This window comes from Myxococcus sp. MISCRS1, from assembly GCF_026626605.1.
Taxonomy (GTDB): domain Bacteria; phylum Myxococcota; class Myxococcia; order Myxococcales; family Myxococcaceae; genus Myxococcus; species Myxococcus fulvus.
Window position 1 is genome coordinate 454400 of sequence record NZ_JAPNKB010000001.1, and the last position, 23862, is coordinate 478261.

Here is a 23862-nt window from a genome sequence, read left to right on the forward strand (position 1 = left end):
ATGTTCGAGTTCCGGCTCAACGGGAGCGTCGTCCGCGTCGACGACGTGTCCCCCAACACCACGCTGCTCGACTTCCTGCGCGCCCGGGGCGCCACGGGGACGAAGCAGGGCTGCGCCGAGGGTGACTGCGGTGCGTGCACGGTGGCCATGGTGGACCGCGACGCGCAGGGCCACCGCAACCTGCGCGCGTTCAACGCCTGCATCACCCTGGTCCCCATGGTGGCCGGCCGTGAAATCGTCACGGTGGAGGGCGTGGGCTCGAGGGAGAAGCCCCACCCCGTGCAGCAGGCCATGGTGAAGCACTACGGCTCGCAATGTGGCTTCTGCACGCCGGGCTTCGTCGTGTCGATGGCGGAGGCGTACTCGCGTCCGGCCGTCTGTAGCCCGGTGGCGGTGGCGGACCAGCTGTGTGGGAACATCTGCCGCTGTACCGGTTACCGCCCCATCCGCGACGCGATGATGGAGGCGCTCGCCGCGCGCGACGCCGCGGTGGGGTTGACCGCGATTCCCGGCACGCCGCTCGGCGGTCCCGCGGCGGCCCTGTCGTCCGTGAGCTACGAGGCGAAGGGACAGAAGTTCCTGCGGCCCACCTCGTGGGAGGAGCTGCTCGCGCTGAAGGCCGCGCACCCGGAGGCGATGCTCGTCGCGGGCGCCACCGAGCTGGGCGTGGACATCACCAAGAAGTCCAAGCGCTACCCCTTCCTCATCTCCACCGAGGCGGTGGAGGGGCTGCGCGACGTCCGTCAGGAAGCGGATGGATGGCACGTGGGCGGAGCGGCGACGCTCGTCGACCTGGAGGACGCGCTCGGCACGGCGCTGCCCGAGGTGACGAAGATGCTCAACGTCTTCGCGTCGCGGCAGATCCGCCAGCGGGCCACGCTCTCCGGGAATCTGGTGACGGCGTCGCCCATCGGCGACCTGGCGCCCGTGCTGCTCGCGCTGGATGCGCGGCTGGTGCTGGCGTCGGTGCGCGGCAAGCGGACGGTGGCGCTGTCGGAGTTCTTCCTCGCGTACCGCAAGACGGCGCTCCAGGCGGACGAGGTGGTGCGCGCCATCGTCATCCCCCACGGCCCTTCGGCGGACAGCGGGCTGACGCGGCGTTCGGATTCCTTCAAGGTGTCCAAGCGGCGCGAGCTGGACATCAGCATCGTCGCGTCGGGCTTCTGCGTGGACGTGGACTCGGGCGGCGTGGTGCGGTCGGCGCGGCTGGGCTACGGCGGCGTCGCGGCGACTCCGATTCGCGCGCGTCGCACCGAGGAGCTGCTGGTCGGCAAGCCGTGGACGCGGGAGACCGTGGACCAGGTGCTGCCGGTGCTCGGCGCGGAGCTGTCCCCCATCAGCGACTTGCGCGGGAGCGCGGAGTACCGACGCGGGCTCATCGTGAGCCTGTTCGAGAAGTTCTTCACGGGTGAGCGCAGTCCCTCGCTGGACGCGGCGCCGGGCTTTGTCGGGGGTGACGGCGAGGTGCCCACGGACGCCACGCGCGTCCTGCGCCACGAGAGCGCGCTGGGCCATGTCACGGGCGCGGCGAAGTACGTGGACGACGTGGCGCAGTCGAGGCCGATGCTGGAGGTGTGGCCGGTGTGCTCGCCGCATGCGCACGCGCGAATCCTGCGCCGGGACGCGACGGCCGCACGGGCCCTGCCCGGCGTGGTGACGGTGCTGCTCGCCGAGGACATCCCGGGGATGAACGACACCGGGCCCATCCGCCACGACGAGCCGTTGCTCGCCAGGGACGAGGTGCTGTTCCACGGGCAGATTGTCGCGCTCGTGGTGGGCGAGTCGGTGGACGCATGCCGCGAGGCCGCGCGTCAGGTGGTGGTCGAGTACGAGCCCCTGCCCGCGGTCCTCACGGTGGAGGACGCCATCGCCCAGGGCAGCTACCACACGGAGCCGCACATCATCCGCCGGGGTGACGTGGACGCGGCGCTCGCGGCGAGCCCTCGCAGGCTGTCCGGCACCGTGTCGATTGGCGGCCAGGAGCACTTCTACCTGGAGACGCACGCGGCCTACGCCGAGAAGGGCGACGATGGGGACATCACGGTGGTGTCCTCCACGCAGCACCCGTCCGAGGTGCAGGCGGTGATTTCGCACGTGCTGCACCTGCCGCGCAGCCGCGTGGTGGTGCAGTCGCCGCGCATGGGCGGCGGCTTCGGTGGCAAGGAGACGCAAGGCAACGCGCCCGCGGCGCTGGTGGCGCTGGCGTCGTGGCACACGGGCCGACCGGTGCGATGGATGTTGGACCGGGACGTGGACATGGTGGTGACGGGCAAGCGGCACCCGTTCCATGCCACGTACGAGGTGGGCTTCGACGAGCAGGGCAAGCTGCTGGCGCTGAAGGCCGTGCTGGTATCGAACGGCGGCTGGTCGCTGGACCTGTCCGAGTCGATTACGGACCGCGCCCTCTTCCACCTGGACAACGCCTATTACATCCCGGCCACGAGCTACACGGGGCGGGTGGCGAAGACACACCTGGTCTCCAACACGGCGTTCCGGGGCTTCGGCGGTCCGCAGGGCATGCTGGTGGGCGAGGAGGTCCTCGCGAGGGTGGCGCGCGCGGTGGGTCTGTCCGCGGAGGACGTGCGCGAGCGCAACTTCTACCGGGGCACGGGTGAGACGAACACCACGCACTACGGACAGGAGCTGGAGGACGAGCGGCTGCCGGGGCTGTGGCGTGAGCTGAAGGAGTCCTCGGAGCTGTCGCGTCGGCGCGCGGAGGTGGACGCGTTCAACGCCAGCTCACCGAGCATCAAGCGGGGGCTCGCGATGACGCCGATGAAGTTCGGCATCTCGTTCACCGCGACGTTCCTGAATCAAGCGGGCGCGCTGGTGCACGTGTACCGGGATGGCTCGGTGATGGTGTCGCACGGCGGCACGGAGATGGGCCAGGGCCTGCACACGAAGATTCAGGGCGTGGCCATGCGTGAGCTGGGCCTGCCCGCGGACGCCATCCGACTGGCGAAGACGGTGACGGACAAGGTGCCCAACACGTCCGCGACGGCGGCGTCGAGCGGCTCGGACTTGAACGGCGCGGCGGTGCGCGAGGCGTGCGTGAGCCTCCGCGAGCGGCTGGCGCCGGTGGCGGCGAAGCTCCTGTCGGAGAAGCACGGGCGCGGGGTGGCGCCGGAGTCGCTGGTGTTCGAGGGCGGCCGCGTGGGCGTGAAGGGCGCGCCCGAGGTGTCGGCGGCGTTCGCGGCCGTGGTGGACGCGGCGTATCTGGCGCGCGTGGGCCTGTCGGTGACGGGGTACTACCGGACGCCGGGCATCGGCTACGACAAGGCGAAGGGCAAGGGGAAGCCGTTCCTCTACTTCGCGTATGGCGCGGCGGTGACGGAGGTGGAGGTGGACGGCCTCACGGGCATGAAGCGCGTGCTCCGGGTGGACGTGCTGGAGGACGTGGGCGACTCGCTCAACCCGGGCGTGGACCGGGGACAGATTGAGGGCGGCTTCGTGCAGGGCCTGGGGTGGCTCACGGGCGAGGACCTGCGGTGGGACGCGAAGGGCCGGCTGCTCACGCACTCGGCCAGCACGTACCCGGTGCCGGCGTTCAGCGACGCGCCCGTGGACTTCCGGGTGAAGCTGTTGGAGCGGGCGACGCAGCACAACACCATCCACGGCAGCAAGGCCGTGGGCGAGCCGCCGCTGATGCTCGCGCTGTCGGTGCGCGAGGCGCTGCGCGACGCCGTGGGCGCGTTCGGGCAGCCAGGGGGAGACGTGGAGCTCGCCGCCCCCGCGACGCACGAGGCCCTGTTCCTGGCCATCCAGAAACGACTGTCTCGAGGCAAGGCGGAGGACGGACGCGCCGCCGCATGATGGGCAGCTGAAGACAATGTCCAACCTGGAGCGGCCACAGCAGAGCGTCGAGCGAACGAGGGCTCAGCTCCGGGTCGGCGGCACGTCCGCCGGAGCCGTGCGCACCGACTCCTGAATGACCCGCGCGAGCGCCTCCAGGTCCACCGGCGCCGAGGGCGGCTGCTGCGCGAGCGCATCCTTCAGACACTCCGTCATCACCTGCCCGAACTCCGGCCGAGCGAAGAGCCCTGGACGGCTGTCCGCGGCGGACTGGAGTGCCTGCTCGACGACGGCGCGCACCCGGGCCTCGTCCGCCTCGTTGAGCCCTGGCCGCTGCACCAGCGCGTTCGCGACGATGCGCTCCAGGTCCTCGGGCCCCACGCCGTTCATCAGCGACACGTTCAGCACCGGCACGGGCTCCGTCCCCGGGTTCACCCACGCGGTGGACACGTAGTGTGCGTGGAGCCGCCGCACCACCTGGTCGTGCTCGACCAGCTTCACGATGGACGACACCTGCGACTCGTCCATCCCCAGCGCCTGCGCCAGGGCGGCACGACGTGCGTCATCCGGGGCCGCGTCCAGGGCCACCACCGTGCCCCACAGGTCGATGGCCCCGCGCACCAGCAGCCGGTCCGCGAGTGACTTCGCTCGCGCGCTGCCCACCCACTGGAGCAGCAGCGCCTGGTCCTGCCAGTCCACCAGTCGCTGGAGGCTGTGATTGGTCGAGAAGAACAGCCGCGCCGTGGGCACATAGGCCAGGCCATGCGTCGACTCGATGCCCTCCTCCGCGAGCCGGGCCACGTCGTCCCGGGTGAGCCCGGCGATCTCCTCCAGGTCCGCCACGCCTGCGGGGTTTCGCACCGCGATGCCGAACAGCGATGCGGCCTTGGCCACGACGAACTCGAGCACCTGGTCCCCGAGCGCCGCCACCGTGGCTCCCAAGAGCACCGCCCGGTCGAACCACTGCACCAGCGGCGCCTCGGAGCCCGCCTTGGGCGTCAGGAACATGGCCGCCACCACCGTCGCGCACAGCGAGAGCAGCATGGAGCGGGTCGCCCACGAGTACATCCGCGCGTTGAAGTCCTGGCTCGCCAGCCGCACGACGATGCGCCCGAAGTGGATGGCGAACGACACCGTCGCGGCGGACGCGGCGGCCACGGCCACCAGCGGCACCATCGTGTACCCATCCGCTGTCGGCTTCGGGAGCGGGAAACAGATGAGGTAGGTGAGCCCCAGCGTCAGCGTGGTGACCAGCCCATAGATTTGAGCGTGGAGTCCCACCTTGCCCAGCGCGGCCCGGAAGAGCAGCCGCTCGTAGCTCCACGACTTCTGGACGCTCAAGAGGATGCGCTGGTCCGTCGGACTGTAGTTGCCAGGAGGATGCGCCAATTCGAACCGGGTCCGCGTCAGCCGCGAGCGCGCCGAGAGCAACGACGTATAGGTCAAACCGAACGGCAACAGGATGAGGAACACCGGCAGCCGCCACCCACCCGGGACGTCCGGAGCCGTGGCCGCGGCGTGCTGGCCCGCCACGGCGACGATGGCGAGCGCGAGGACGACCAGCGCCACGTCCACGACACCCGCCACGTGCTGCGTCCAGCCGCGACGGACCACCCCAGGCTTCTTCGGGGCGGCGCGCTTCGGCGCACGTCGCTCCGCGCGCCACCGCGACCACCAGCCGCGCAGCCCTCCCGGAGCAGGAGGGGACGTCGGCTCCGCGCGCGCCTCGAGCAGCTCGTTGTCTTTCATTGCATGTCCCCCGTTCACCCTGGCGGCGCATCCCGCCAGGGCGAAGCCAGAGCATGGCGCAGGGGCCACCCCTCGCTCAAATCGACGTCCCTCTCGGCGTCGCCGAGGCGGACAGAAGCGTCCACCTCCAGCCAGACGCGGAGCAGACTACGCGAGGCAGAGCCACCGGCTGTTGGTGTACCGACAATAGGTCTCGAAGGACCACTCGTCAGCGGCGTCCATCACCTTGAAGTAATAGGAGACCTCTCGCCTTCCACTCCTTGCACAGTGAAAGAACCACCGCGCGAGGGTCACGGACCACTCATCCGCGGGTCACCTGTCCGACGTCAGGAAATGGCCTGACAATCTCAGCCAGCCACCCGCTCCAGCCCCGGACGCGCGGCGTCAACACCCTCGGGCACCGCGGCGGACTCGGGAAAGCTCGCGCTCGCCCATCGGGCCAGCTCCGCCACGCACGCCTCGATGGCGCCCCCCGTCGTGAAGATGTGATTGGTGCCCCGCAGTCGGACGCGCGACAGGTTCGGATGCGGCAGGTCCGCCAGCGCCGAGCGGTGGATGCGGTCGAAGAACACGTCGCGCAGCTTGCCCTCCGCCGTCATCACCAACACCGGCTGCCCGCGCCGCACCACGCGCTGCCACGCTCGCACCAACGGCACGTTCGCCACCGCCGGCAACGAATCCCAGTCCATCAACAGGTCCAACAACTTCTGACGCGGGAACGGCACGTACTTGAACAGCCGCGCGTACTCGTTCTCGCGCGTGAGCATCCGCATCCATCCCCAGTACGAGAACAGCTTCGACGTCACCCGCTTGAGCCGCCCCGGAGCCGCCTCCGTCACGTCCCCCTCCCCCACCGCGCTCGCCTCCTGTTCGGACAGGTAGAACTCCGGCTCGAACATGAACAGCCCCGGCACGCCCTCGGGCTCCTGGTCCGCCAGGTAGAGCGCCGTCGTCGCCGCCCCACACAGCCCCCCCATCAACAGGCCGCGCAAGCCGAACCGACGCTGCAATTCCTCTCGCACCGCGCTCGCCACCTCCACGAAGCCGCCCTGACACACGTGCTGGTACAGCTCCGCCGTCGTCTCCGGCAGCTCCCCCGCCGAGTCCCCCAACCCCGGCAGGTCGACGCGGAAGCACGCGAAGCCCTTCGACGCGAGCCGGTCCGCCGCGAGCACCGACAGCCCGCCATGCCCCGAGCGCGGCACATGCCCCGGATTCAGGAACAGCACCCCCACCGAGCGCCGAGTCCCCGGAGCGGGCGGATGGTACGTCCCCCAGAGCCGATGCCCCTTCACGTCCAACTGCACCAGCTCCCTCATGACCGCACCTCCGCGCGCGCCCCGCCGCCCGCGATGAAGCCCATGCCATCCGCGTACAGCTCCGCCAGCTCCGGCAGCAGCCGGTTGCTGGTGGTCCAGAAGAACGGCCGCGGCGCACGCACCGAGCCGCTCCGCCCCGGCGCGAGGAACCGCTCCGCCGGCCTGCCATCCAGGTGCACCACCCGCCAGGGCCGCGCCTCGTGCGCCTCCGGCAATGCCAGCTCATACCCCTCCGCGCTGCGCCACAGCGCCCGCGACCAGGGCAAGCCCTCCACCTCCACCACCTGCCCCGCCTCCATCCGCGCCACGTAGTCCTCACGCGAGCGCGCCTGTCCCCCCGTCCCCTCCAGGTTGTCCGCCGCCACCTTGCGCCGCAGCACCTCCATCAGGTGCGCCCGCCCCGACTCCGGCGGCTCCCACATCAACAACCCATTCACCGCGTCCGTCCGGAACACCCGCGCCGCAAGCAGCGCCCCCAGCCGCAAGCCATGCACGAACACCGGCACCCCGGGGCTCGCCGCGCGCAGGTGCTCCAGGCCCGTGCGCACGTCCTCCTCCCAGCGCGGGAAGGTCATCTCATCGAAGCGGCCCGTGCTCTCCCCCGAGCCCCGGTAGTCCAATCGCAGCACCTCCACGCCCCGCTCCGCCAGGTAGCGGGCCCACCTCACCCACACCACGTAGCCATGCGCGCGCTCCAATCCCAACGGCCCCGCGAGCAACACCGCCGCGCGACGCTCCGCCCGGGCCCGATGGTGGACGTAATAGAGCGAGTCCTCCCCCTGGGTCAGGAACCCAGGTGACTCAGTCAAAGCCGGCATGTGAGTGGAGAGTCCCCCGCTGCGATATCCCCGGATGCTAGGAACGCGCCGCCAAGCGAGTCAAACGGTCCTTGTCCGCCCGCCCGCTCCAGCATTCCCAGACATGTCGCGCGCAGTCCCGGCGGACCCGTTGACACGCCGTAACACGTGCAAATCAGGAAGAAGAGGAGTCCTGTTGCTCGCGGCGGAAGCGCTCGGGGCTCTGGCCCCACCAGCGCTTGAAGGCGCGGTGGAAGGCGGCGGGCTCGGCGTAGCCCAGCAGGAAGGAGACCTCCGCGATGGACATGCGACGTCGCAGGTAGATGCCGGACAGCTCACGTCGCAGGGTGTCGACGATGCCCGCGTACGAGTGGCCCTCCTCGGCCAGACGACGCTGGAGGGTGCGGGGAGGCACGCGCAGCGCCCGGGCCACGGCCTGGAAGGACGCGTCCCCACCCGAGAGGGCCTGCCGCACCTGCTCGCGCACGCGATCCGCCGTGGTGCTCAGCGCCGGGAGCTTCTCCAGGGCGCGCTGGGCCAGCCGCTCGAACATGGCGTGCAGCAGCGTGTCCGCGTGGACGAAGGGGCGGCTGGCGTCCTCGTGGGAGAACTCGATGTCGCTGAAGGGCGCGTCGAACTCCAGCGGCGCCTGGAACAGGGCCTGGTGCTCGGACACGTCCTGGGGCGCCGGGTGGGCGAAGCGCACGCGCAGCGGGTGCACGTCCTCGCCGGTGAAGGCGCGCACGCCGGTGACGAACTGGCTCAGCGCGGCCTCCACCAGGTGCCGGTGCGCGGGCCGCCACGCGCCCACGGGCGTGAAGCGCATGCGCACGCCGCGCGCGGTGTCCTCCATCCGGAAGCGCTCGCCGTCGCCCCACACGCGCTGGTAGCGGACGCCGCGCTCCATCGAGTCGCGCAGCGTGGCGCTGGTGAGCACCACGAAGGTGGCCGGGTCGTCCAGGTCCACCATGTCCACGCGGGCGAGGTGCAGCCCCAGGTTGGCGTCGCCGGACAGGGACTCCATCTCTTCCAACAGGTCGTCGAGGACCGCGTAGGGGACGCGCAGCTCCGGGTCGTCCAGGTCCTCCAGGCTCAGGCCCACCGCGCGCCGCAGCAGCGTCTCCACGGGCAGCCCCATCCGACTCGCGATGCGCAGGGCCTGGCGCGCCAGTCGGGCGGAGAGTGACGGCACGCCACTGGAGGACGGCTTCGGCACACGGCGGACGGTAGTCGCCGGCTGGCGCGCGCGGCAAGCCGTTCTGGCGCGGGCTGTCACTGCGGCCGGGCGCTCGGGACGGCACCCTTGGCGCATGAACGACACCGTCACCGCTCGCGCATGCGTGCCCCGGCTGCACCTCTTCGAGTTCATCGACCAGGACTGGTTCCCCCACGCCCTGAGGGACCTGGCGACCGACTACCTGCACACCGTCAGCTCGCGCCTGGGCCTCTTCGACGGCGCCACGGAGGTGCTCGCGCGAGGCTTGAAGGCCTCTGGGAGCGACGCGCTCTTGGATCTGGGCTCGGGGGGACGCGGACCGCTGCCCCGGCTCAAGCGCCTGCTGGCGGAGAAGCACGGCGTGGAAGCGCGCGTGCTCCTGTCGGACAAGTATCCCAACGCGGAGGCCGCCGAGCGGGCGCGCGGCGAGGGCGTCACCTACCTGGAGCGCTCGGTGGACGCGCTCCAGGTGCCCTCGGACCTGCGCGGCATGCGGACGCTGTTCAACGCGCTCCACCACTTCCGTCCCGAAGAAGCCCGGCAGGTGCTGGCGGATGCACAGGCACGAGGTGTCCCCATCGCGGCGTTCGAGACGGTGCGCCGCACGCCGGTCGGGGTGCTGTCCATGCTGCTGGTGCCGGTGCTGGTGCTGCTCTTCACCCCGCTGGTGCGGCCCATGACGCCGCTGCGCCTGCTGCTCACGTACGGGGTGCCGGTGGCGCCGCTGCTCATCTTCTGGGACGGGCTGGTGTCCGCGCTGCGGGTGCACCATCCACGTGAGCTCGCCGCGATGACCGAGTCCCTCGCGAAGGAGGGCTACACCTGGGAGGTCGGCGAGGTGAAGGCGCCGGGCAAGGCGGCCATCTCCTACGTGCTGGGGATGCCCACGAAGTGAGTTCAGCGGATCTGCAGCAGGATCGCCAGGACGATGATGCCATTGAGGCCCAGGCCCACGGAGAAGTAGCCACCGCTGGCCATGGAGACGCCCGCGGCCATGTTGATGTGGCCGATGTCCTCCCAGGCGACCTTGGCCCCGGCCTCGCCGCCGACGTTCAGTGCGCTGCCCCCGGCCACCGAGCGGGCCCCCATCATCAACCGCGCGTAGGGGATGAGCCAGGGCGACACGTAGTGCTGGTAACCACCGAAGCCGTTGAGCTCGAACAGGTCGGGAGGGCCCAGCACGGTGTTGAACCCGAAGCCCAGGCGCCGGTGGTGGAAGGCCATGGGCTGCAGGTTGAAGGACAGCTCCGTCGCGGCGCCCGCCTCGGTCGTCACGCGCAGGGCGAAGACCACCTCCGTGGCCGGCTTGTTCAGCGCGAGGGCCTCGTGTCGGAAGTCCGACGCGAGCTGGAGGTCCCTGGGGCCGCCACGGGCCTCGTGCACCTCCGCCAGCGCGATGGCGGCGGACTCCTGGCCCGTGTCGTAGACCTTGCGCAGGGGGCGCTCGGCGCCGTTGTAGTCACCGGCCTCCTTGCGCAGCTCGCCCTCCGTCATGCATGCGGACAGGTCGCCTTCCTCACACGCCTTGGCGAAGGCCTCGGTGGCGCGATAGCGGTCGCCCTCGCGCAGGAGCTTCCGCCCCCACTCCGCGCAGGGCAGCAACGCCCCCGGCTCGCACGAGGGAGGCGCCGCAGGGGTCGTCGGTGTCGTCGCGCACGCCGTCGCCCCGAAGAGACACATCACCAGCAGTCGCCACCGCGTCATTGTCTGGAACATAACGAATATTCCGATGGCGCGGTATGGCCTCCGAGCGCGTGGGGGGCTGTCGATTTCCTGCAACGGTGTCTCGCGGCCTGTCTCCTCTCGACAAGAGGGGGCGCTGCCGCCCCCGTGACTCCTCGGGAGGACGACATGAAGGCGACGGCGAAGTACCTGGTGCTTCTCTCCATGCTGGTGGTGGGTTGTGGGAGTGACTCGAAGGGGGACGATGGGAAGGAGGACGGCGGCAACACGTCCTTCCCGGAGACCGTCGAGTGTGGGGACACGCGCTGCAAGCGCGCCACGGAGTACTGCGGCACCATCGTCACAGCGACGACGAGCCACGTGTGTCTGAAGAAGGAGGCAAGCTGCCACAGCTGCGAGTGCGTGAACCTGGACGCGGACCTCATCTCGCAGACGGGGCGCCGGGACTGCGCCGACAGGCCCGACGTCAACGTGTACTTCACCTGCGCGTATTACGACGACGTGGACTTCATCAAGACCTCGTGCACGGTGCGCTCGCGCTGAGCACCTTCGACGGCCCTGGCCCCGGACGGTAGGCTTCGCGGCCATGAGCGCTGGGAGCCGCGAGCACGCCGACGAACAGGATGAGTGGTCCCACGGCCTCCGGCCCTATGTGCCGCTGTGCACGCTCAAGCCGGTGGCGGAGGGGCTCTGGTGCGTGGACGGGCCCGTCATCGAGATGAAGGTGGGGCCCATCACCCTGCCCTTCCCCACGCGCATGGTCATCATCCGCCTGCGCTCGGGGGGACTGTGGCTGTGGTCCCCCATCGCGCCCACGCCCGAGCTGTTCGCGGAGGTCGACGCGCTCGGCCCCGTCGAGCACCTGGTCTCACCCAACCGGCTGCACTACGTCTCCATCGCCGCGTGGAAGGCGCGCTACCCCGCCGCGACGGCCTGGGCGTCTCCGGGAGTGCGTGAGCGCGCGCGCTCGCAGAAGCTCGAGGCGCCGTTCGACGCGGACCTCGCCGACGGCGCGCCGGGGGTCTGGGCGGGGGACCTGGACCAGCTCATCTTCCGAGGCAGCCGCTTCATCGAAGAGGTCGTGTTCTTCCATCGGGACTCGTCGACATTGCTGGTCGCGGACATGGTCATCGCGCTGGAGCACGAGCGCGTCCAGCCGCGCTTCCGCTGGATGCTCACGCTCGGCGGGGCGATGTGGCCGGGACAGACGCCCAGGGAGGTCCGGCTCACGGCCTGGGGACGCAAGGCCGCCGCGCGCGCCTGCTACCAGCGGATGCTCGCGTGGAGGCCCCAGCGCGTCGTCGTGGGCCATGGGCGCAGCTACCTCGACGATGCCCTGCCCCGGTTGGAGCGCGCCTTCGCCTGGGTGCGTTGAGCCGTCGCCCGGACGCCGCACACCTGCCCCGCGGTACGAGGCGACCGAAGATATCGGACAAGCGCCGTCTCCTCAGGGGTCGACCCGCCGTCGCCGTGGGACAACGACGGTCCGGATCGAGCCCAGGCCGTGGGGGGACACATGAGAACGATGCTCGTGGCGCTGTTCGTCGGAGTCTGCTGTGGGGCCGGAGCCGCCATGGCGGCCGAGGACGCGCCTCCACGGGTCGAGGTCGAGCAGATGGAGCGGCTCGCGGCCGCGTGCTGCGATGACTGCGACGGGACCTTCGGCACCTGCTGGGACGCCTGCGAGGGCGAGGCCGATTGCCAGGCGGTGTGCACGTCGCGCCTGCGCTCGTGTCGCCGCACCTGCTGCTGAGGACCTGTCCCCGGTCCCCTGCCCCGAGTCCCGGGAAGGAAGGTGGTGCCCTCCTGCCCGCATGCTCTCCGTCCCGGCGAGGAAGACAACCCCGCGTTTCGGGGGGGCTTGCCCCTGGCCAGTCGGAGGATCCGCACCGAACTTGAGGGGCACTCAGGAGGATTGGTGGATACCGTCGCTCGCCAGCTCGACTCGCTGCCCCGCGCCCCGCGCGCATCCCGGGAGGCCGTATGAAGGTGCCCGAGGTCCTGGAGCACCTGCCCGGCGTGGGCCCCCTGCTCGGCCGGATGGCCACCCCGATTGATGAGCCGCATCCGCGGAGGGACTCGACGCTCGTCCTGCCGACGCTCGATGCCCTCAAGCTGCCCGCCACGGAGCGCCAGCTCGGCGACGGGCGCGCCATCATCGTCCGTCACCCCGAGCCCCGCCCCGCCACGGGCCCGGGGCTCACGGTGATGACGTACAACATCCTGCTCGGGGGCCAGCGCCGCGCCGCGCTGCTGGCGTACTTCGACGAACTGGAGGCCGAGGGCCGCATGCCCGACGTCATCGGCCTGCAGGAGGCCAACGTCCCCATCTCCGTGCTGCTGGCGGCGCGCTACGGCTTCCACCTGGCGTACCACGGCAGCGACGGGCTCCACGGCACTCGGCTGGTCAACGGCAAGGCGTTCCTGACCCGGCATCCGCTCGCGGACGCGGCCCACTTCACCTACGTCATCTCCGACGCCGAGCGCGCCGCCGCCATCCAGCGTCGCGGCGGGGACCCGTGCGAGATTCCCGAGGACCGGGGCGCGCTCATGGTCCGGCTGGAGGTCGCGGGGCTGCCCGTCGTTCTCTACAACGTGCACCACACGCTGGGGGACTCCGGCATCAACGCGCACAACATGCGCCAGCTGAACCTGCTGGTGCGTCACCGGGAGGCCCCCCACGCGGTGGCGCTGGGTGACTTCAACGCCAACACCGCCATCAAGACGGGCGGCTCCTGGCTGATGGCGCACCTGAGGACGTACGACGACACGGACACGGTGGAGGAGTACGCCGTGCGCTACGGCGAGCCGAACACGAGCGTGGGCGACAAGGGCGTGGGCAACATCTCGGACCCGCGCCTGCGGCACGAGCTGCACATGTTGGAGCAGGGGCTGCCGGAGACGATTGCCCACGCGGCCGTGACGCGGGTGCGCCTGCCCGGCGGAGCGATGATGACGCCGAAGCAGGCCTGCGCGGAACTGCGCTCGGGCAAGGTGCAGCGCGGCAGCGAGCACTGGCTGCGATTGCAGGACATCGCGGACAGCGCGACGCTCACGTCCCTGCCGGACGAGTCCGGCGTGGTGCCGGCCACGGGCAAGCGCTTCGACAACTTCTACGCGAGCCCGGAGCTGGAGCCTGTCCTCTTCGAGGTGGACCGGAGCACGGAGTCCTCGGACCACCAGCCCGTCGTGGCGCACTACACGCCACGCCCGGCGAAGGGCCAGAACGGGAAGCCGGCATCCACGAAGGCGACGTGAGGGTTTCGGGACGGCGGATTCGAACCTCGGGGTTCGAGTCCGCCCTCACCGTCACTCATCATCAAGGACACCGCGGCCCGAAAATTCAGGAAGTCCCCAACGAAAATAACAACCCAGGCCCCCATCCCGTCTCCTGCTCGCGGAATTCACGCTGGGAGAGGTCAAAGCAATGGGTCGGATTGGCAGGAAGCTGCTGGGGTGCCTCACAACACTCGCGATGGGCTGTCAGGGTGAAGTCCTGGAAGAAGGGGCGGAGCTCAGCCTCGCCTCCCTCCAGCGGGAGCTCGCCTCCCCCAGGGAGGAGTCATGTCTGGACATCCAGCAGGCCCGGCCCTCGGCTCCGGATGGGGAGTACACGCTGTATGTGCTGGGGGACCCGGCCTGGCCATGGCGCGTCTACTGCCACGGGATGACAGGAGTACCCAAGGAGTACCTGCCCCTCCAGGAGCGCACCCTCTTCTCCAACTTCTCCCAATACACCGCGGGCGTCGCCTCACCGGGCACCACCGTGCGCAGCCGGTACTCCAGGCTCCGCATCAATCCCTACACCCTAGAGGTGGACACCTCCGACACGACCTTCGCGACCAGCACCGGTGAGCTTGCTCACGCCGGCCTGCCCGTCACCTCCATGCCCTTCGCCACGGCGATGTCCTGCGATTGGGCTGACTCCGGCCGGGCCAACATCGACCTGCGAGGCACGCCGTTCCGGGTCGCCCCGGAGGCGTTCGCCGTCACCGGCTGGGGACAGGTCGGCTCCCAGGTCTACAGCTTCGCCGACCAGGTCGTCTCGCTGAAGGGCGGCGGTTACTGCGGCTCGAACGCCCCGCTCAACGCCGACGGGCTCACCGGCGGGAAGCTGCCCCTGTTCTACACCCTGGCCGACAGCCCCTGGACGCCCGTCGCCCGCGTCTATCCCGTGGACGGCTCGGAGGCCACCGCGAAGCCGCTGCAGCCCGGCTACTACCTCACCCAGGACCTGAACCTGGGCCCCCAGGGCCTCGGCGCCGTCCATGTCCCACGAGGCTGGAGCGTCGTGCTCCATGCCGGCCCGGGCTTCACCGGCACCAGGCACTTCCTCGGCGGCGACGCCGAAATCGTCGGCAACCCATGGTACCGCCAGGCCCGCGGCATCGAGGTGAAGGCCGAGGTCACGCTCCACGCCGGCCACGGCTATCAAGGCGCCCGTCAGACGCTTCGCGCCGGCCGCTACGATCTGTCGCAGCTCACCATCGGCAACGACGCCCTGCGCTCAATCGAGGTGCCGGAGGGCTTCCAGGTCACCCTCTACTGGCATGGCGGCTTCCAGGGCGGTCGGCTCATCCTCACAGAGAACACCGACCTCGCGGGCCACGAGTTCGACGCGCAGACCTCCAGCATCATCGTCGAGTCCACCACCGCCCGGCACAACAACATCGTCCACGGCCGCTGGCTCTCCTCGGGAGGACAGGACAAGGGCAGCACTCGCAACCGCGCCTTCACCGTCGACTACACGGGCCGCCCCGATGTCGTGAGCTTCGAGCTGGAGGCCGGCGTCGACCCCTACCTCTACCTCCTGGATGCCAACGGGCAGGTGCTCCTGGAGGGCGGGGAGACGCTGGGAGACGGCCGCGCGCGCCTCGCGTACTTCCTGAGCCCGGGCACGTACAAGCTGGTGGCCGCCACCGCCCAGGCGGGGCGGACGGCGGACTTCACGGTCCGCTCGGACAAGGCGCGCCTGAGCTATCCCCAGAAGCTCTGGGTGAGGACGGTGAACACCTTCACGTGGGCCTACGACGACAGCGGCACGGGCTCCCATGACGATGTCTCCGTCTGGCGTCCCGACCTCAGCCAGCACCCCGGCTACTACTCGCTGGGCGACATCGCCATGCCCGGCCATGGACAGGCACCGCGGATGACGTTCGCGGTCTCCGGCGAGGGAGACCTGCTCGCCAGGCCGCTCTATTACAACCGGATCTGGGAGGACGGCGGCACGGGAGGCAACCACGATGCCGCCTTCTGGCAACCCGTGCCTCCCCCTGGCTACACCTGTCTGGGTTCCGTCGTGGAGCTGGGCTACAACGCGCCTCCCACGGACCGCATCCGCTGCGTCAAGGATGAGTACGTGCTGCCCGCGGGCGCCAGCTGGGTCTGGAACGACAAGGGCTCCGGCAAGGCGAGTGGAGACATCGCGCTGTGGCAGGCGGACCCCAGGGACCACCGCACGCTGGCGACGTCCACCTTCGTCGGCCAGGGGAACTACGACGGTCCGGATGGCTCGCGGTTCTGGGCCCTCAACAACAGCGCGCTCGCCAACCCGGAGCTGCAGGGCGGCTTCGTCGACGACCTCACGGTGCTCCGCTACGCCCCGCGCATCCGGCTCCACCCGAACGAGACGTACTTCCCCGCCGGGATGAATGACTTCGTGCCGAACATGGTGGACGACGGCACGCGGCTGAGGACCCGTGACGCGCTCGCCTGCCCCGAGTGCACGAACCTGCCGTTCCTCCAGGGCAAGCGCCCGGACCAGCACAGCGTCCCCGTCTACGCGCAGATCATCCCGCGCACCCAGGCGGGCCTGCCTACCAACACCACGGACGTCGTCTATTGGCTGTTCTATCCCTACAACCGTGGCAAGCCCATCTGCACACAGTGGCATCACCTCCTTCGTACCTGCATGCAATACACGACCTTCGACAACCACGTGGGGGATTGGGAGCACCTCACCCTGCGGTTCGTCGACGGCCGACCGACCCAGCTGGCCATGAGCCAGCGCGCGGGACGTCCGCCCACCCACTTCGCCAGCAAGGACCTGGCGCTGGTGGACCTCCACCCCGAGGTCTACGCGGCCCAGGGCTCCCATGGCCTGTATCCAGCCCCTGGCCGATACACCTACGCCCAGGCCAACTTCAGCGAGTACTACCACGATGACACGGGGCCAGGCCTCGCCTGGGACGGCTGGAGCAACGCCGTCATCTTCCCCTGGCAGCCGGCGGGGACGTACACCACGCCCGGGCTGGAGCGGTTCAACCTCACCGTGGACTGGGGCAATGACAAGGCCGGCTGCGGCAACCCGAACCTGATCTACGTGAGCGACTGCATCCTCAACCCGGGCCCCAAGGCCCCCATGGCCCGACCGTTCACCCAGCCGGGCAACCTGTCGATGCAATAGTCGCCGGAAATAACACGCGCTCCACCCCGCCGTCCTTTCGTCGAAGGAGACATCACTCCTTGGATGAAAGGACGGTCTTGCAAGAATGCCTCGGCGTCTTGGATGGAAGCAGTGGAGCGCCCTCGTCGTGCTCTGTATCGGTTGTCAGCCGGTGTCACCCGACGAGGTGACCCCGGAGGAGCCAGGGCCCGGAGAGCTGGACGCGCTGCAAGTGGTGGAGCAGCCGCTGGGGCCCGTGAGGGAGAAGTCCTGTCAGGAGATTCGCGCGGCCCGTCCCACCGCGGGAGATGGCGAGTACGCCCTGCACTTCATGGGAGACCCCGCGCGGCCGTGGATGGCCTGGTGCCATGACATGGCGGGGACGCCGCGTGAGTACCTCACGCCGCGTGAGAAGGGACAGCTCGCCAACTTCGCCCAGTACACCGCGGGAGGCGCGACCCCTGGCACCACGGTTCGCACCGTCTACTCGAGGCTGCGCATCAATCCGCACACCCTGCACGTGGACACGACGGACACGACCTTCGCGACCTCCACCGGACAGGTCTTCCATGGTGGCCAGCCCGTCACCTCCATGCCGTTCGCCAACGCGATGTCCTGCGATTGGGCGGACTCGGGCCGGGCCAACATCGACCTCCGGGGCACCGCGTTCAAGGTGGCCACCGAGGCCTTCGCGGTGAAGGGCTACGCCCAGCACGGCGCGAGCGTCTACTCCTGGGGAGACCAGGTCGTCGCGCTGCGGGGTGGTGGCTACTGCGGCTGGATCGGCCCCGCGGACTCCAACGGGTTCGACGGCGGAAGCCTCCCCCTGTTCTACGCTGGCGCCGCGACGGCATGGACGCCCACGGTCGGCGTCTACCCCGCGAGCACGTCCACCGCCCTGCCCCAGACGCTCCAGCCCGGGTTCTACGACGCCGCCGAGCTGTCGGTGGGCGAGGACGCCATCCACTCGGTGCGCGTGCCGCGAGGCTGGGTGCTCACGCTCTATCCGGACCGGGCCTTCAAGGGCACACCGGCCACCCTCACGTCGGACACGGACCTGACGGGCCAGGCGATCGACTTGAAGGCGTCGAGCCTCAAGGTGGAGGCGCCGGTCATCCTCTACACGGGCAATGGCTTCCAGGGGGCGCAGCAGACGCTGCTCGCGGGCCGCTACGACCTGAGCCAGTTGACCCTCGGCAACGACACGCTGCGCTCCATCCGCGTGCCCGAGGGCTACCGCGTCACCCTCTTCTGGCACGGCGGCTTCCAGGGCGAACAGCTCGTGCTCACCCAGGACACGGACCTCGCCGGACAGCCGTTCCAGGCGCAGACGTCCAGCATCATCGTCGAGTCCACCACCGAGCGGAATGACCACAACACCCTGCACGGACGCTGGACGCCGTCCGGCGGCCAGTTCCCGAGCAGCCTCGACAACCGCCAGTTCATCGTCGACTACACCGGAGCGCCGGACGTCGTGACGTTCGAGCTGGAGGCCAACGTCGGCCCCTATCTCTACCTGCTGGACACCAGCAACCGGGTGCTCGCGGAGGTCAACAACCGGGACGGGGGCCCTGTCGCGCGCATCTCGTATTACCTCAACCCCGGCACGTACAAGCTGGTCGCCGCGACGACGCTGGTGGGACGCCCGGGGGAGTTCACGCTCCGCTCCGACAAGGCGCGCCTGCGAGCCCCGCTCCGGCTCTGGGTCCAGGCGACCAGTGGGTTCGATTGGATCTACGACGACTTCGGGACCCACGCGGACAACGACGTCTCCGTCTGGCGTCCCAACCTCAGCCAGCTGCCCGGCTACTACTCCCTGGGCGATGTCGCCATGCCGGACCACAACCCGGCGCCGAGGATGACCTTCGTGGTCAAGGGCGAGGGGGACGTGCTGGCGCGTCCGGTCGACTACACGTTCGTCTGGAATGACCGTGGCACGGGCGGCAGCCACGACGTCGGCTTCTGGCACCCCGTGGCGCCCCCGGGCTACACGTGTCTGGGTTCAGTGGCCCAGCTGGGTTACGACAAGCCTTCCACCGACCTCATCCGCTGCGTCCGCTCGGAGTATGTCCTTCCGGGCACCTCGAGCTGGATCTGGAACGACCAGGGCTCGGGGGGACACAATGACGGCTCCGTCTTCCAGACGGGCGGCGTGGACCATCGCGCGCTGACAGTCCCCGTCATGGTGGGCCAGGGAGGCTACGGCGGCGCGGACGCCTCGCGCTTCTGGGCGCTCAACAAGAGCATGCTCGCCAATCCGGAGCTGCAAGGCGGGCTGGTCGACGAGCTGGCCGCGTTCCAGTACGCGCCGCGCATCTACCTCCACCCGGGGGAGTACTACATGCCCTCCTCGGTGGAGTTCTTCCTCGCGAACGTGCACGACACCGGGACCCACCTGAAGACGAACCAGTCGCTCGGGTGCCCGTCGTGTACGGACCCCGCGTTCCTCGACGGTCAGCGGCCGGACCAGACGCACGTGCCCGTCTACATCCAGAAGGTCCGCCGCACGTCGCTGGAGATGCCCACGAACGTCACCGACCTCATCTACTGGACGTTCTACCCGTACAACGCGGGCAAGGAGGTCTGCATCGGCTACGACACCGGAGGCGGCTGTCTGGGCGTGGGCAAGTCCACCTTCGGCAACCACGTGGGGGACTGGGAGCACCTCACCGTGCGGTTCATCGACGGGCGGCCCGCGTATGTCTACATGAGCCAGCACTCGCACGGCGGGCTCTTCGAGTTCGGGCACAAGGACATGGCGCTGTCGGGCTTCCGTCCCACGGCCTACGCGGCGCAGGGCTCCCACGCGCTCTACGCAACCCCGGGCAAGCACACGTACGAGTACCTCCCCAACAACGGCACGCTGGATGACATGACGGGCCATGGCGTGAGCTGGAACGCGTGGGACCGGCCGGTCATCTTCCACTGGCAGCCGATGGGGACTTTCACCGGCTCGCTGGCGTGGCTCAACATCACGTCGGACTGGGGCAATGACAAGGCGGGCTGCGACAACATCGTCTCGGAGCGCTCCGGCGAGTGCATCCTCAACGGAGGCCCCACCGCTCCGCTGAAGAAGGGCTTCGCGCACCCGAGCGCCATGACAATGGAGTAGCCAGCGCGCCGGCTCACCCGAAGAGCTTCGACCAGAAGGACTTCTTCTCCTTCGGCCGAGGCTCTTCGGCCGTGGGCCGGCGCCCCGCGTCGAAGTCGATGCGAGCCACCTGGAGGAGCCCCACCAGGCCGAGGCCGCCGTCCTCGTGCGCGAGGTTGAAGTCCCGCTGGCCGAACGCCACGGCATAACCGTGGGGCTCGTGCTCCCAGAGGGTCATCTCTCCCAGGCGCACGGCGGCGTTGCCGTGCAGACCGGAGCCCGGATACCGCGAGGGCACGCGGGTCTCGAACTGCTGCCCCGTGAGCGTCTGGAAGACGGCGGGGACCCACACGGCATCCATGGAGCTGCGCGGCCGCTCGAACTGGATGGAGGCGAGCTCGTTGTAGGGGATGTCCAGCACGGTGCCGGCCTGGAAGCATGGCAGGTGCGGTCCCGTCAGGTCATCTGAGTCGATCATATCGGTGAAGCGGACGCGGGCGCCGTTGGTGCGTGTCAGCGTTCCAGGGACCTTGGGTGCGGCGCCCGCGATGTCCTTCAGGACGCGGGCCGCGTCGGAGAAGTCGCCCTTCGCGTGGGAGACGGCGGCCTGGAGGTAGGCGCGGGAGAACGGCTGCGGCGCCTGCAGCGCGCCTCGCTCGTTGGCCAGGGCGGGGTCCTTCCTGCGCAGGGAGTGCAGGCGCTCCAGGTTGGCGCAGTGGCCCAGGAACGTCGCTCCATCGGAGATGCCAGGGTCCAGCTTCACCAGGGCGTCGAGGGCGCGCAGGGCTCCGTCGAAGTCCTCCAGGCGCACTCGCACGTTGAACGCCATCAGCCACCGGTCCGCGGATGGCGCGGAGGACAGCTCCGCGTCGATCAACTGGAGTGCCGCCTGGAAGTCACCCTTCGCGAGGTGTTGCTCGATCTGCGCCATGGCTCATGTCCCCCGTTCGCCGCGCGGCGACCATAGCGTGCGCGTCGAGGGCGTGGGAATGCGGGAGCCGGACTCAGACGCTCATCGAGCGCATGCCGTCCGAGGGCCTCATCATCGGCATGTCCGAGACGGGCATGGACTGCGTGCCGCTCGCGGGCTGCGTGCGGCCCATCAGCTTCTCCATCTCCTGGTTCGGCGGAGCGTCCTCGAAGGTGGACATCTCGTGGGTCATCGCCTGCTGCTTGCCGTACGGCGGCGTCTGCCCGGCGCGCTCGGCCGCGTCGTTCGCCTTCTTCTTGGCCTCCTCGGCGCGGCGCGTGGCCTCGGTCGTCTTGGCGGAGGCGGCCTGGAGCTGCTTCTTCGCGTCGGTCAGCGTCGCCTCGGCGGCCTTCTCCGCGGCCTGGGCTTCCTTCAGGGCCTGCCTCGACAGCTCCTGCTGCTCGGGCGTCTGTCCCGGCGCCTTCGCCTTCTTCTCCGCCTCCTCACGCGCGCGGGAGGCCTCCGCTTCGGCCTTCTGGGCAGCCTCGGCCTGGCGACGGGCCTGCTTCTCCGCCTCCTTCGCCGCGTTCGCCGCGCGAACCTCCGCCTCCGCCCGCTTGCGTGCTTCGTCCGCGCGCTGTGCGTCATCCGTCTTCGGGCCCTGCTGCTGCCGCACCGACGAGCGATTCTCCACCTTGCTCAGCATGTTCACGGGTCACTTCCTTCCGAGCGCAATGAGGGACAGACACCCCTTCTTCGCCAGAAGCGCCCACATGGTTACAGCGGGGATTTCCCGCGGATTTTCGGGCCACGTCCGGCCCCTCGCCCACCCGGCTCCCTGGGACGAGCGGCTCCCGCCTCGGGCTCGCGCGGTATAGGGTGCCCGGGTGCTGCTCAACGATGGCTATGTGTACCGCGAGAAGCTCGGGCGTCAGCCCGGCCGCAGCGCGCTCGCCCACCTCACGAACAAGTACCGGCACTCGACGGAGGAGGAGTGGCGCCGGCGCTTCGAGCGCGGCGAGGTGCGCCTCGATGACCGCGTCGCGGATGGCTCGGAGCCGCTGAAGGCGGGGCAGTGGCTGTGCTGGCACCGCCCGCCCTGGGAGGAGCCGGACGCGCCACAGTCGTTCGACGTGGTGCACGAGGACGCGGAGCTGGTCATCGTGGTGAAGCCGAGCGGACTGCCGACGCTGCCCTCGGGCGGGTTCCTCAAGAACACCCTGCTCTCCCGCGTCCAGGAGCGCTGGCCCGAGGCGGTCCCCATGCACCGGCTGGGACGCGCGACGTCGGGCCTGGTGCTCTTCACCCGGACGCGCGACGCCGCGGTGCGCCTGTCGAGCGACTGGCGCGAGGGCCGCGTGAACAAGCGCTATCGCGCGCTCGCGCAAGGCCTCGCCGTCGAGGAGACCTACGACATCCGCGCGCCCATCGGGCTGGTGCCGCACCCCAGACTGGGAGAGGTGCACGGCGCCTGTGCGACGGGGAAGCCCTCACACAGCACGGCAAGGGTGCTGGAGCGACGCGCGGAGGACACGCTCTTCGAGGTCGACATCCACACGGGGCGCTCGGAGCAGATCCGCATCCACCTGGCCTTCATCGGCCACCCGCTCGTGGGAGACCCGCTCTTCGTCGCGGGAGGACTTCCGCACGCGGAGCACCCGGGCCTGCCCGGAGACGGCGGATACCTGCTGCACGCCGAGTCCCTCGCCTTCACGCATCCGGGCTCGGGCGAGCGACTCCAGTTCCAGGCGACGTTGCCGCCCGCGCTGCGGCTCGGCGGGTGACGCGCGGCTGTCCGGGGGCGTGCTTCCACCCGGACAGCCGTGACAGCGGACCGCTAGTCGATGGACTTGACCTTGTCGTCCTGGTCGAACGTCACGCGCACCTTGGCGAGCGACGACTTCCAGTAGGTCCAGGTGGTGGAGTTGAAGGACGCCGTCTCGTGCGGAGGCGGCGGGCCCCAGGCCATGCGCACGGCGGCGCGCGACATCCCAATCACCACCTCCGACGCGGAGACCTTCTTGCGGTCCTCCGGCGACAGCTCGGCGAGCTTGCCGGCCTGGTCCTCGGCGGCGAACGAGGCCTGGAACAGCGCCCACGTGTCCGCGCCGGAGCGCGAGTCGTTCTCGAACACGAACTCCTTGCCCGTCTCCACGACCTTGAACTTCACCTTCGAGCTGCCCTTGTCCAGCACCTCCACCTTCGTGTTGAACGGGAGGATGGGGCCCTTGAGGTAGTTCACCCACGACACCGTGTCGTCCTGGAAGTGGAAGTTCGCCGTCGCGTGGAAGAACTTCGGCGCCGGCGCGGGAGCCGGCTCGGCGGCCGGCGCGGGCTCGGGCTCACCGCCGTACGAGACGACCTTGCCGTCCGCGTCGAAGATGACCTCGAAGGTGGAGAACTTCGAGCTCCAGTAGGTCCACTTCGTGCTCTCGAGCGACAGCGTCCGGTGCGGCGGCGGCGGGCCCACCGTCAGCAGCACCGCGTCCCGCGACATGCCCTTGGCGAGCGTGCCCGCCTTGACCTGCTTCTGCTCCTCGGGCGTGAGCGCCGCGATGCGCGCCGCGGGGTCCTTGGCGGAGAAGAAGCCGGGGAACAGCGCCAGCGCCGTCTTGCCCAGGCTCTTGTGCGAGACGAACCGGAACTCGGCGCCGGAGTCGACCACGCGGCAGCGGACCTCGTCGTCATCCCGCTCGAGGACCTGCACCTTCGTGCCCACCGGAAGCGACAGCCCCTTGCCCCGGTAGTTCACCGCGGAGAGCTGGTTCTTGTTGAGCAGGAGGTTGGCCTGGGCGAACACCACCTCGGCGTGAGCGGTCAGGGTGGTCAGCAGTCCCAGCGCGAGCAGGGTGCCGAGCGCGTTCTTTCGATTCATACGGTGGGTGTGCCTCGTCGTGAATGAGGGGCGTGCTTCTAGGCG

General features: G+C 69.9%; 17 protein-coding genes. 9 read left to right on the forward strand and 8 right to left on the reverse strand.

Annotated features, from left to right (window positions below):
• The gene (gene xdhB, locus OWM54_RS01705) at positions 1–3813 is read left to right on the forward strand and encodes a xanthine dehydrogenase molybdopterin binding subunit (RefSeq protein WP_267696445.1); all 3813 of its coding nucleotides are present in this window, start codon (positions 1–3) and stop codon (positions 3811–3813) included.
• Between the two features lie 63 nt (positions 3814–3876).
• On the opposite strand, the gene OWM54_RS01710 is transcribed toward xdhB, so the two are convergent.
• The 4 genes from OWM54_RS01710 to OWM54_RS01725 all read right to left on the reverse strand — a co-directional run bounded on the left by OWM54_RS01710 (position 3877) and on the right by OWM54_RS01725 (position 8849).
• A complete protein-coding gene (locus OWM54_RS01710) occupies positions 3877–5541 on the reverse strand; it encodes a hypothetical protein (RefSeq protein ID WP_267696446.1) in 1665 nt (554 codons plus the stop codon).
• 347 nt (positions 5542–5888) lie between these two features.
• On the reverse strand, positions 5889–6860 hold the full coding sequence (locus OWM54_RS01715) for a hypothetical protein (RefSeq protein WP_223751081.1): 972 nt from the start codon (positions 6858–6860) through the stop codon (positions 5889–5891).
• Positions 6857–7678 (reverse strand): serine aminopeptidase domain-containing protein, encoded by an 822-nt coding sequence (locus OWM54_RS01720; protein ID WP_267696447.1) that lies wholly within the window; start codon positions 7676–7678, stop codon positions 6857–6859. The genes OWM54_RS01715 and OWM54_RS01720 overlap by 4 nt, the downstream gene beginning before the upstream one ends.
• Before the next feature lie 154 nt (positions 7679–7832).
• Positions 7833–8849 carry an AraC family transcriptional regulator gene (locus OWM54_RS01725; RefSeq protein WP_223751080.1) on the reverse strand — a complete coding sequence of 339 codons (1017 nt, stop codon included), beginning with the start codon at positions 8847–8849 and terminating at the stop codon, positions 7833–7835.
• 118 nt (positions 8850–8967) lie between these two features.
• On the opposite strand from OWM54_RS01725, the gene OWM54_RS01730 reads away from it, so the two are divergent.
• Positions 8968–9768, forward strand: coding sequence for a hypothetical protein (locus OWM54_RS01730; protein WP_267696448.1), 801 nt, complete (start codon positions 8968–8970; stop codon positions 9766–9768).
• A gap of 2 nt (positions 9769–9770) precedes the next feature.
• Here OWM54_RS01730 and OWM54_RS01735 read toward each other — a convergent pair whose 3' ends face one another.
• Entirely contained in the window at positions 9771–10589 is an 819-nt protein-coding gene (locus OWM54_RS01735) for a hypothetical protein (protein ID WP_223751078.1), read from the reverse strand.
• Positions 10590–10724: 135 nt separating this feature from the next.
• On the opposite strand from OWM54_RS01735, the gene OWM54_RS01740 reads away from it, so the two are divergent.
• The 6 genes from OWM54_RS01740 (at position 10725) to OWM54_RS01765 (ending at position 20053) form a co-directional block, all read left to right on the forward strand.
• Positions 10725–11099, forward strand: a complete 375-nt coding sequence (locus OWM54_RS01740) for a hypothetical protein (protein WP_267696449.1) — start codon at positions 10725–10727, stop codon at positions 11097–11099.
• A 43-nt stretch (positions 11100–11142) separates the two neighbouring features.
• The gene (locus OWM54_RS01745; RefSeq protein ID WP_267696450.1) at positions 11143–11931 is read left to right on the forward strand and encodes a DUF4336 domain-containing protein; all 789 of its coding nucleotides are present in this window, start codon (positions 11143–11145) and stop codon (positions 11929–11931) included.
• 141 nt (positions 11932–12072) lie between these two features.
• On the forward strand, positions 12073–12309 hold the full coding sequence (locus OWM54_RS01750; protein ID WP_267696451.1) for a hypothetical protein: 237 nt from the start codon (positions 12073–12075) through the stop codon (positions 12307–12309).
• Positions 12310–12539: 230 nt separating this feature from the next.
• Positions 12540–13814, forward strand: a complete 1275-nt coding sequence (locus OWM54_RS01755; protein WP_267696452.1) for an endonuclease/exonuclease/phosphatase family protein — start codon at positions 12540–12542, stop codon at positions 13812–13814.
• Positions 13815–13983: 169 nt separating this feature from the next.
• Positions 13984–16962, forward strand: a complete 2979-nt coding sequence (locus OWM54_RS01760; protein WP_267696453.1) for a Vps62-related protein — start codon at positions 13984–13986, stop codon at positions 16960–16962.
• A gap of 85 nt (positions 16963–17047) precedes the next feature.
• The gene (locus tag OWM54_RS01765; RefSeq protein WP_267696454.1) at positions 17048–20053 is read left to right on the forward strand and encodes a Vps62-related protein; all 3006 of its coding nucleotides are present in this window, start codon (positions 17048–17050) and stop codon (positions 20051–20053) included.
• A gap of 13 nt (positions 20054–20066) precedes the next feature.
• Here the strand turns inward: OWM54_RS01765 and OWM54_RS01770 are convergent, their stop codons facing one another.
• On the reverse strand, positions 20067–20963 hold the full coding sequence (locus tag OWM54_RS01770; protein ID WP_223751071.1) for a type VI secretion system accessory protein TagJ: 897 nt from the start codon (positions 20961–20963) through the stop codon (positions 20067–20069).
• Positions 20964–21036: 73 nt separating this feature from the next.
• Positions 21037–21654 (reverse strand): hypothetical protein, encoded by a 618-nt coding sequence (locus OWM54_RS01775; protein WP_267696455.1) that lies wholly within the window; start codon positions 21652–21654, stop codon positions 21037–21039.
• Positions 21655–21829: 175 nt separating this feature from the next.
• Between OWM54_RS01775 and OWM54_RS01780 the strand changes: the two genes are divergently transcribed.
• Positions 21830–22726, forward strand: a complete 897-nt coding sequence (locus OWM54_RS01780; RefSeq protein WP_267696456.1) for an RluA family pseudouridine synthase — start codon at positions 21830–21832, stop codon at positions 22724–22726.
• Between the two features lie 53 nt (positions 22727–22779).
• On the opposite strand, the gene OWM54_RS01785 is transcribed toward OWM54_RS01780, so the two are convergent.
• Positions 22780–23817 (reverse strand): hypothetical protein, encoded by a 1038-nt coding sequence (locus OWM54_RS01785; RefSeq protein WP_267696457.1) that lies wholly within the window; start codon positions 23815–23817, stop codon positions 22780–22782.
• Between the last annotated feature and the right edge of the window lie 45 nt (positions 23818–23862).

Bases quoted from the DNA above. Each gene is read 5' to 3' on its own strand.
- xdhB (WP_267696445.1), top strand. From the start codon at position 1: ATGTTCGAGTTCCGGCTCAACGGGAGCGTCGTCCGCGTCGACGACGTG.
- OWM54_RS01710 (WP_267696446.1), bottom strand. From the start codon at position 5,541: ATGAAAGACAACGAGCTGCTCGAGGCGCGCGCGGAGCCGACGTCCCCT.
- OWM54_RS01715 (WP_223751081.1), bottom strand. From the start codon at position 6,860: ATGAGGGAGCTGGTGCAGTTGGACGTGAAGGGGCATCGGCTCTGGGGG.
- OWM54_RS01720 (WP_267696447.1), bottom strand. From the start codon at position 7,678: ATGCCGGCTTTGACTGAGTCACCTGGGTTCCTGACCCAGGGGGAGGAC.
- OWM54_RS01730 (WP_267696448.1), top strand. From the start codon at position 8,968: ATGAACGACACCGTCACCGCTCGCGCATGCGTGCCCCGGCTGCACCTC.
- OWM54_RS01735 (WP_223751078.1), bottom strand. From the start codon at position 10,589: ATGTTCCAGACAATGACGCGGTGGCGACTGCTGGTGATGTGTCTCTTC.
- OWM54_RS01740 (WP_267696449.1), top strand. From the start codon at position 10,725: ATGAAGGCGACGGCGAAGTACCTGGTGCTTCTCTCCATGCTGGTGGTG.
- OWM54_RS01745 (WP_267696450.1), top strand. From the start codon at position 11,143: ATGAGCGCTGGGAGCCGCGAGCACGCCGACGAACAGGATGAGTGGTCC.
- OWM54_RS01750 (WP_267696451.1), top strand. From the start codon at position 12,073: ATGAGAACGATGCTCGTGGCGCTGTTCGTCGGAGTCTGCTGTGGGGCC.
- OWM54_RS01755 (WP_267696452.1), top strand. From the start codon at position 12,540: ATGAAGGTGCCCGAGGTCCTGGAGCACCTGCCCGGCGTGGGCCCCCTG.
- OWM54_RS01760 (WP_267696453.1), top strand. From the start codon at position 13,984: ATGGGTCGGATTGGCAGGAAGCTGCTGGGGTGCCTCACAACACTCGCG.
- OWM54_RS01765 (WP_267696454.1), top strand. From the start codon at position 17,048: ATGCCTCGGCGTCTTGGATGGAAGCAGTGGAGCGCCCTCGTCGTGCTC.
- OWM54_RS01770 (WP_223751071.1), bottom strand. From the start codon at position 20,963: ATGGCGCAGATCGAGCAACACCTCGCGAAGGGTGACTTCCAGGCGGCA.
- OWM54_RS01785 (WP_267696457.1), bottom strand. From the start codon at position 23,817: ATGAATCGAAAGAACGCGCTCGGCACCCTGCTCGCGCTGGGACTGCTG.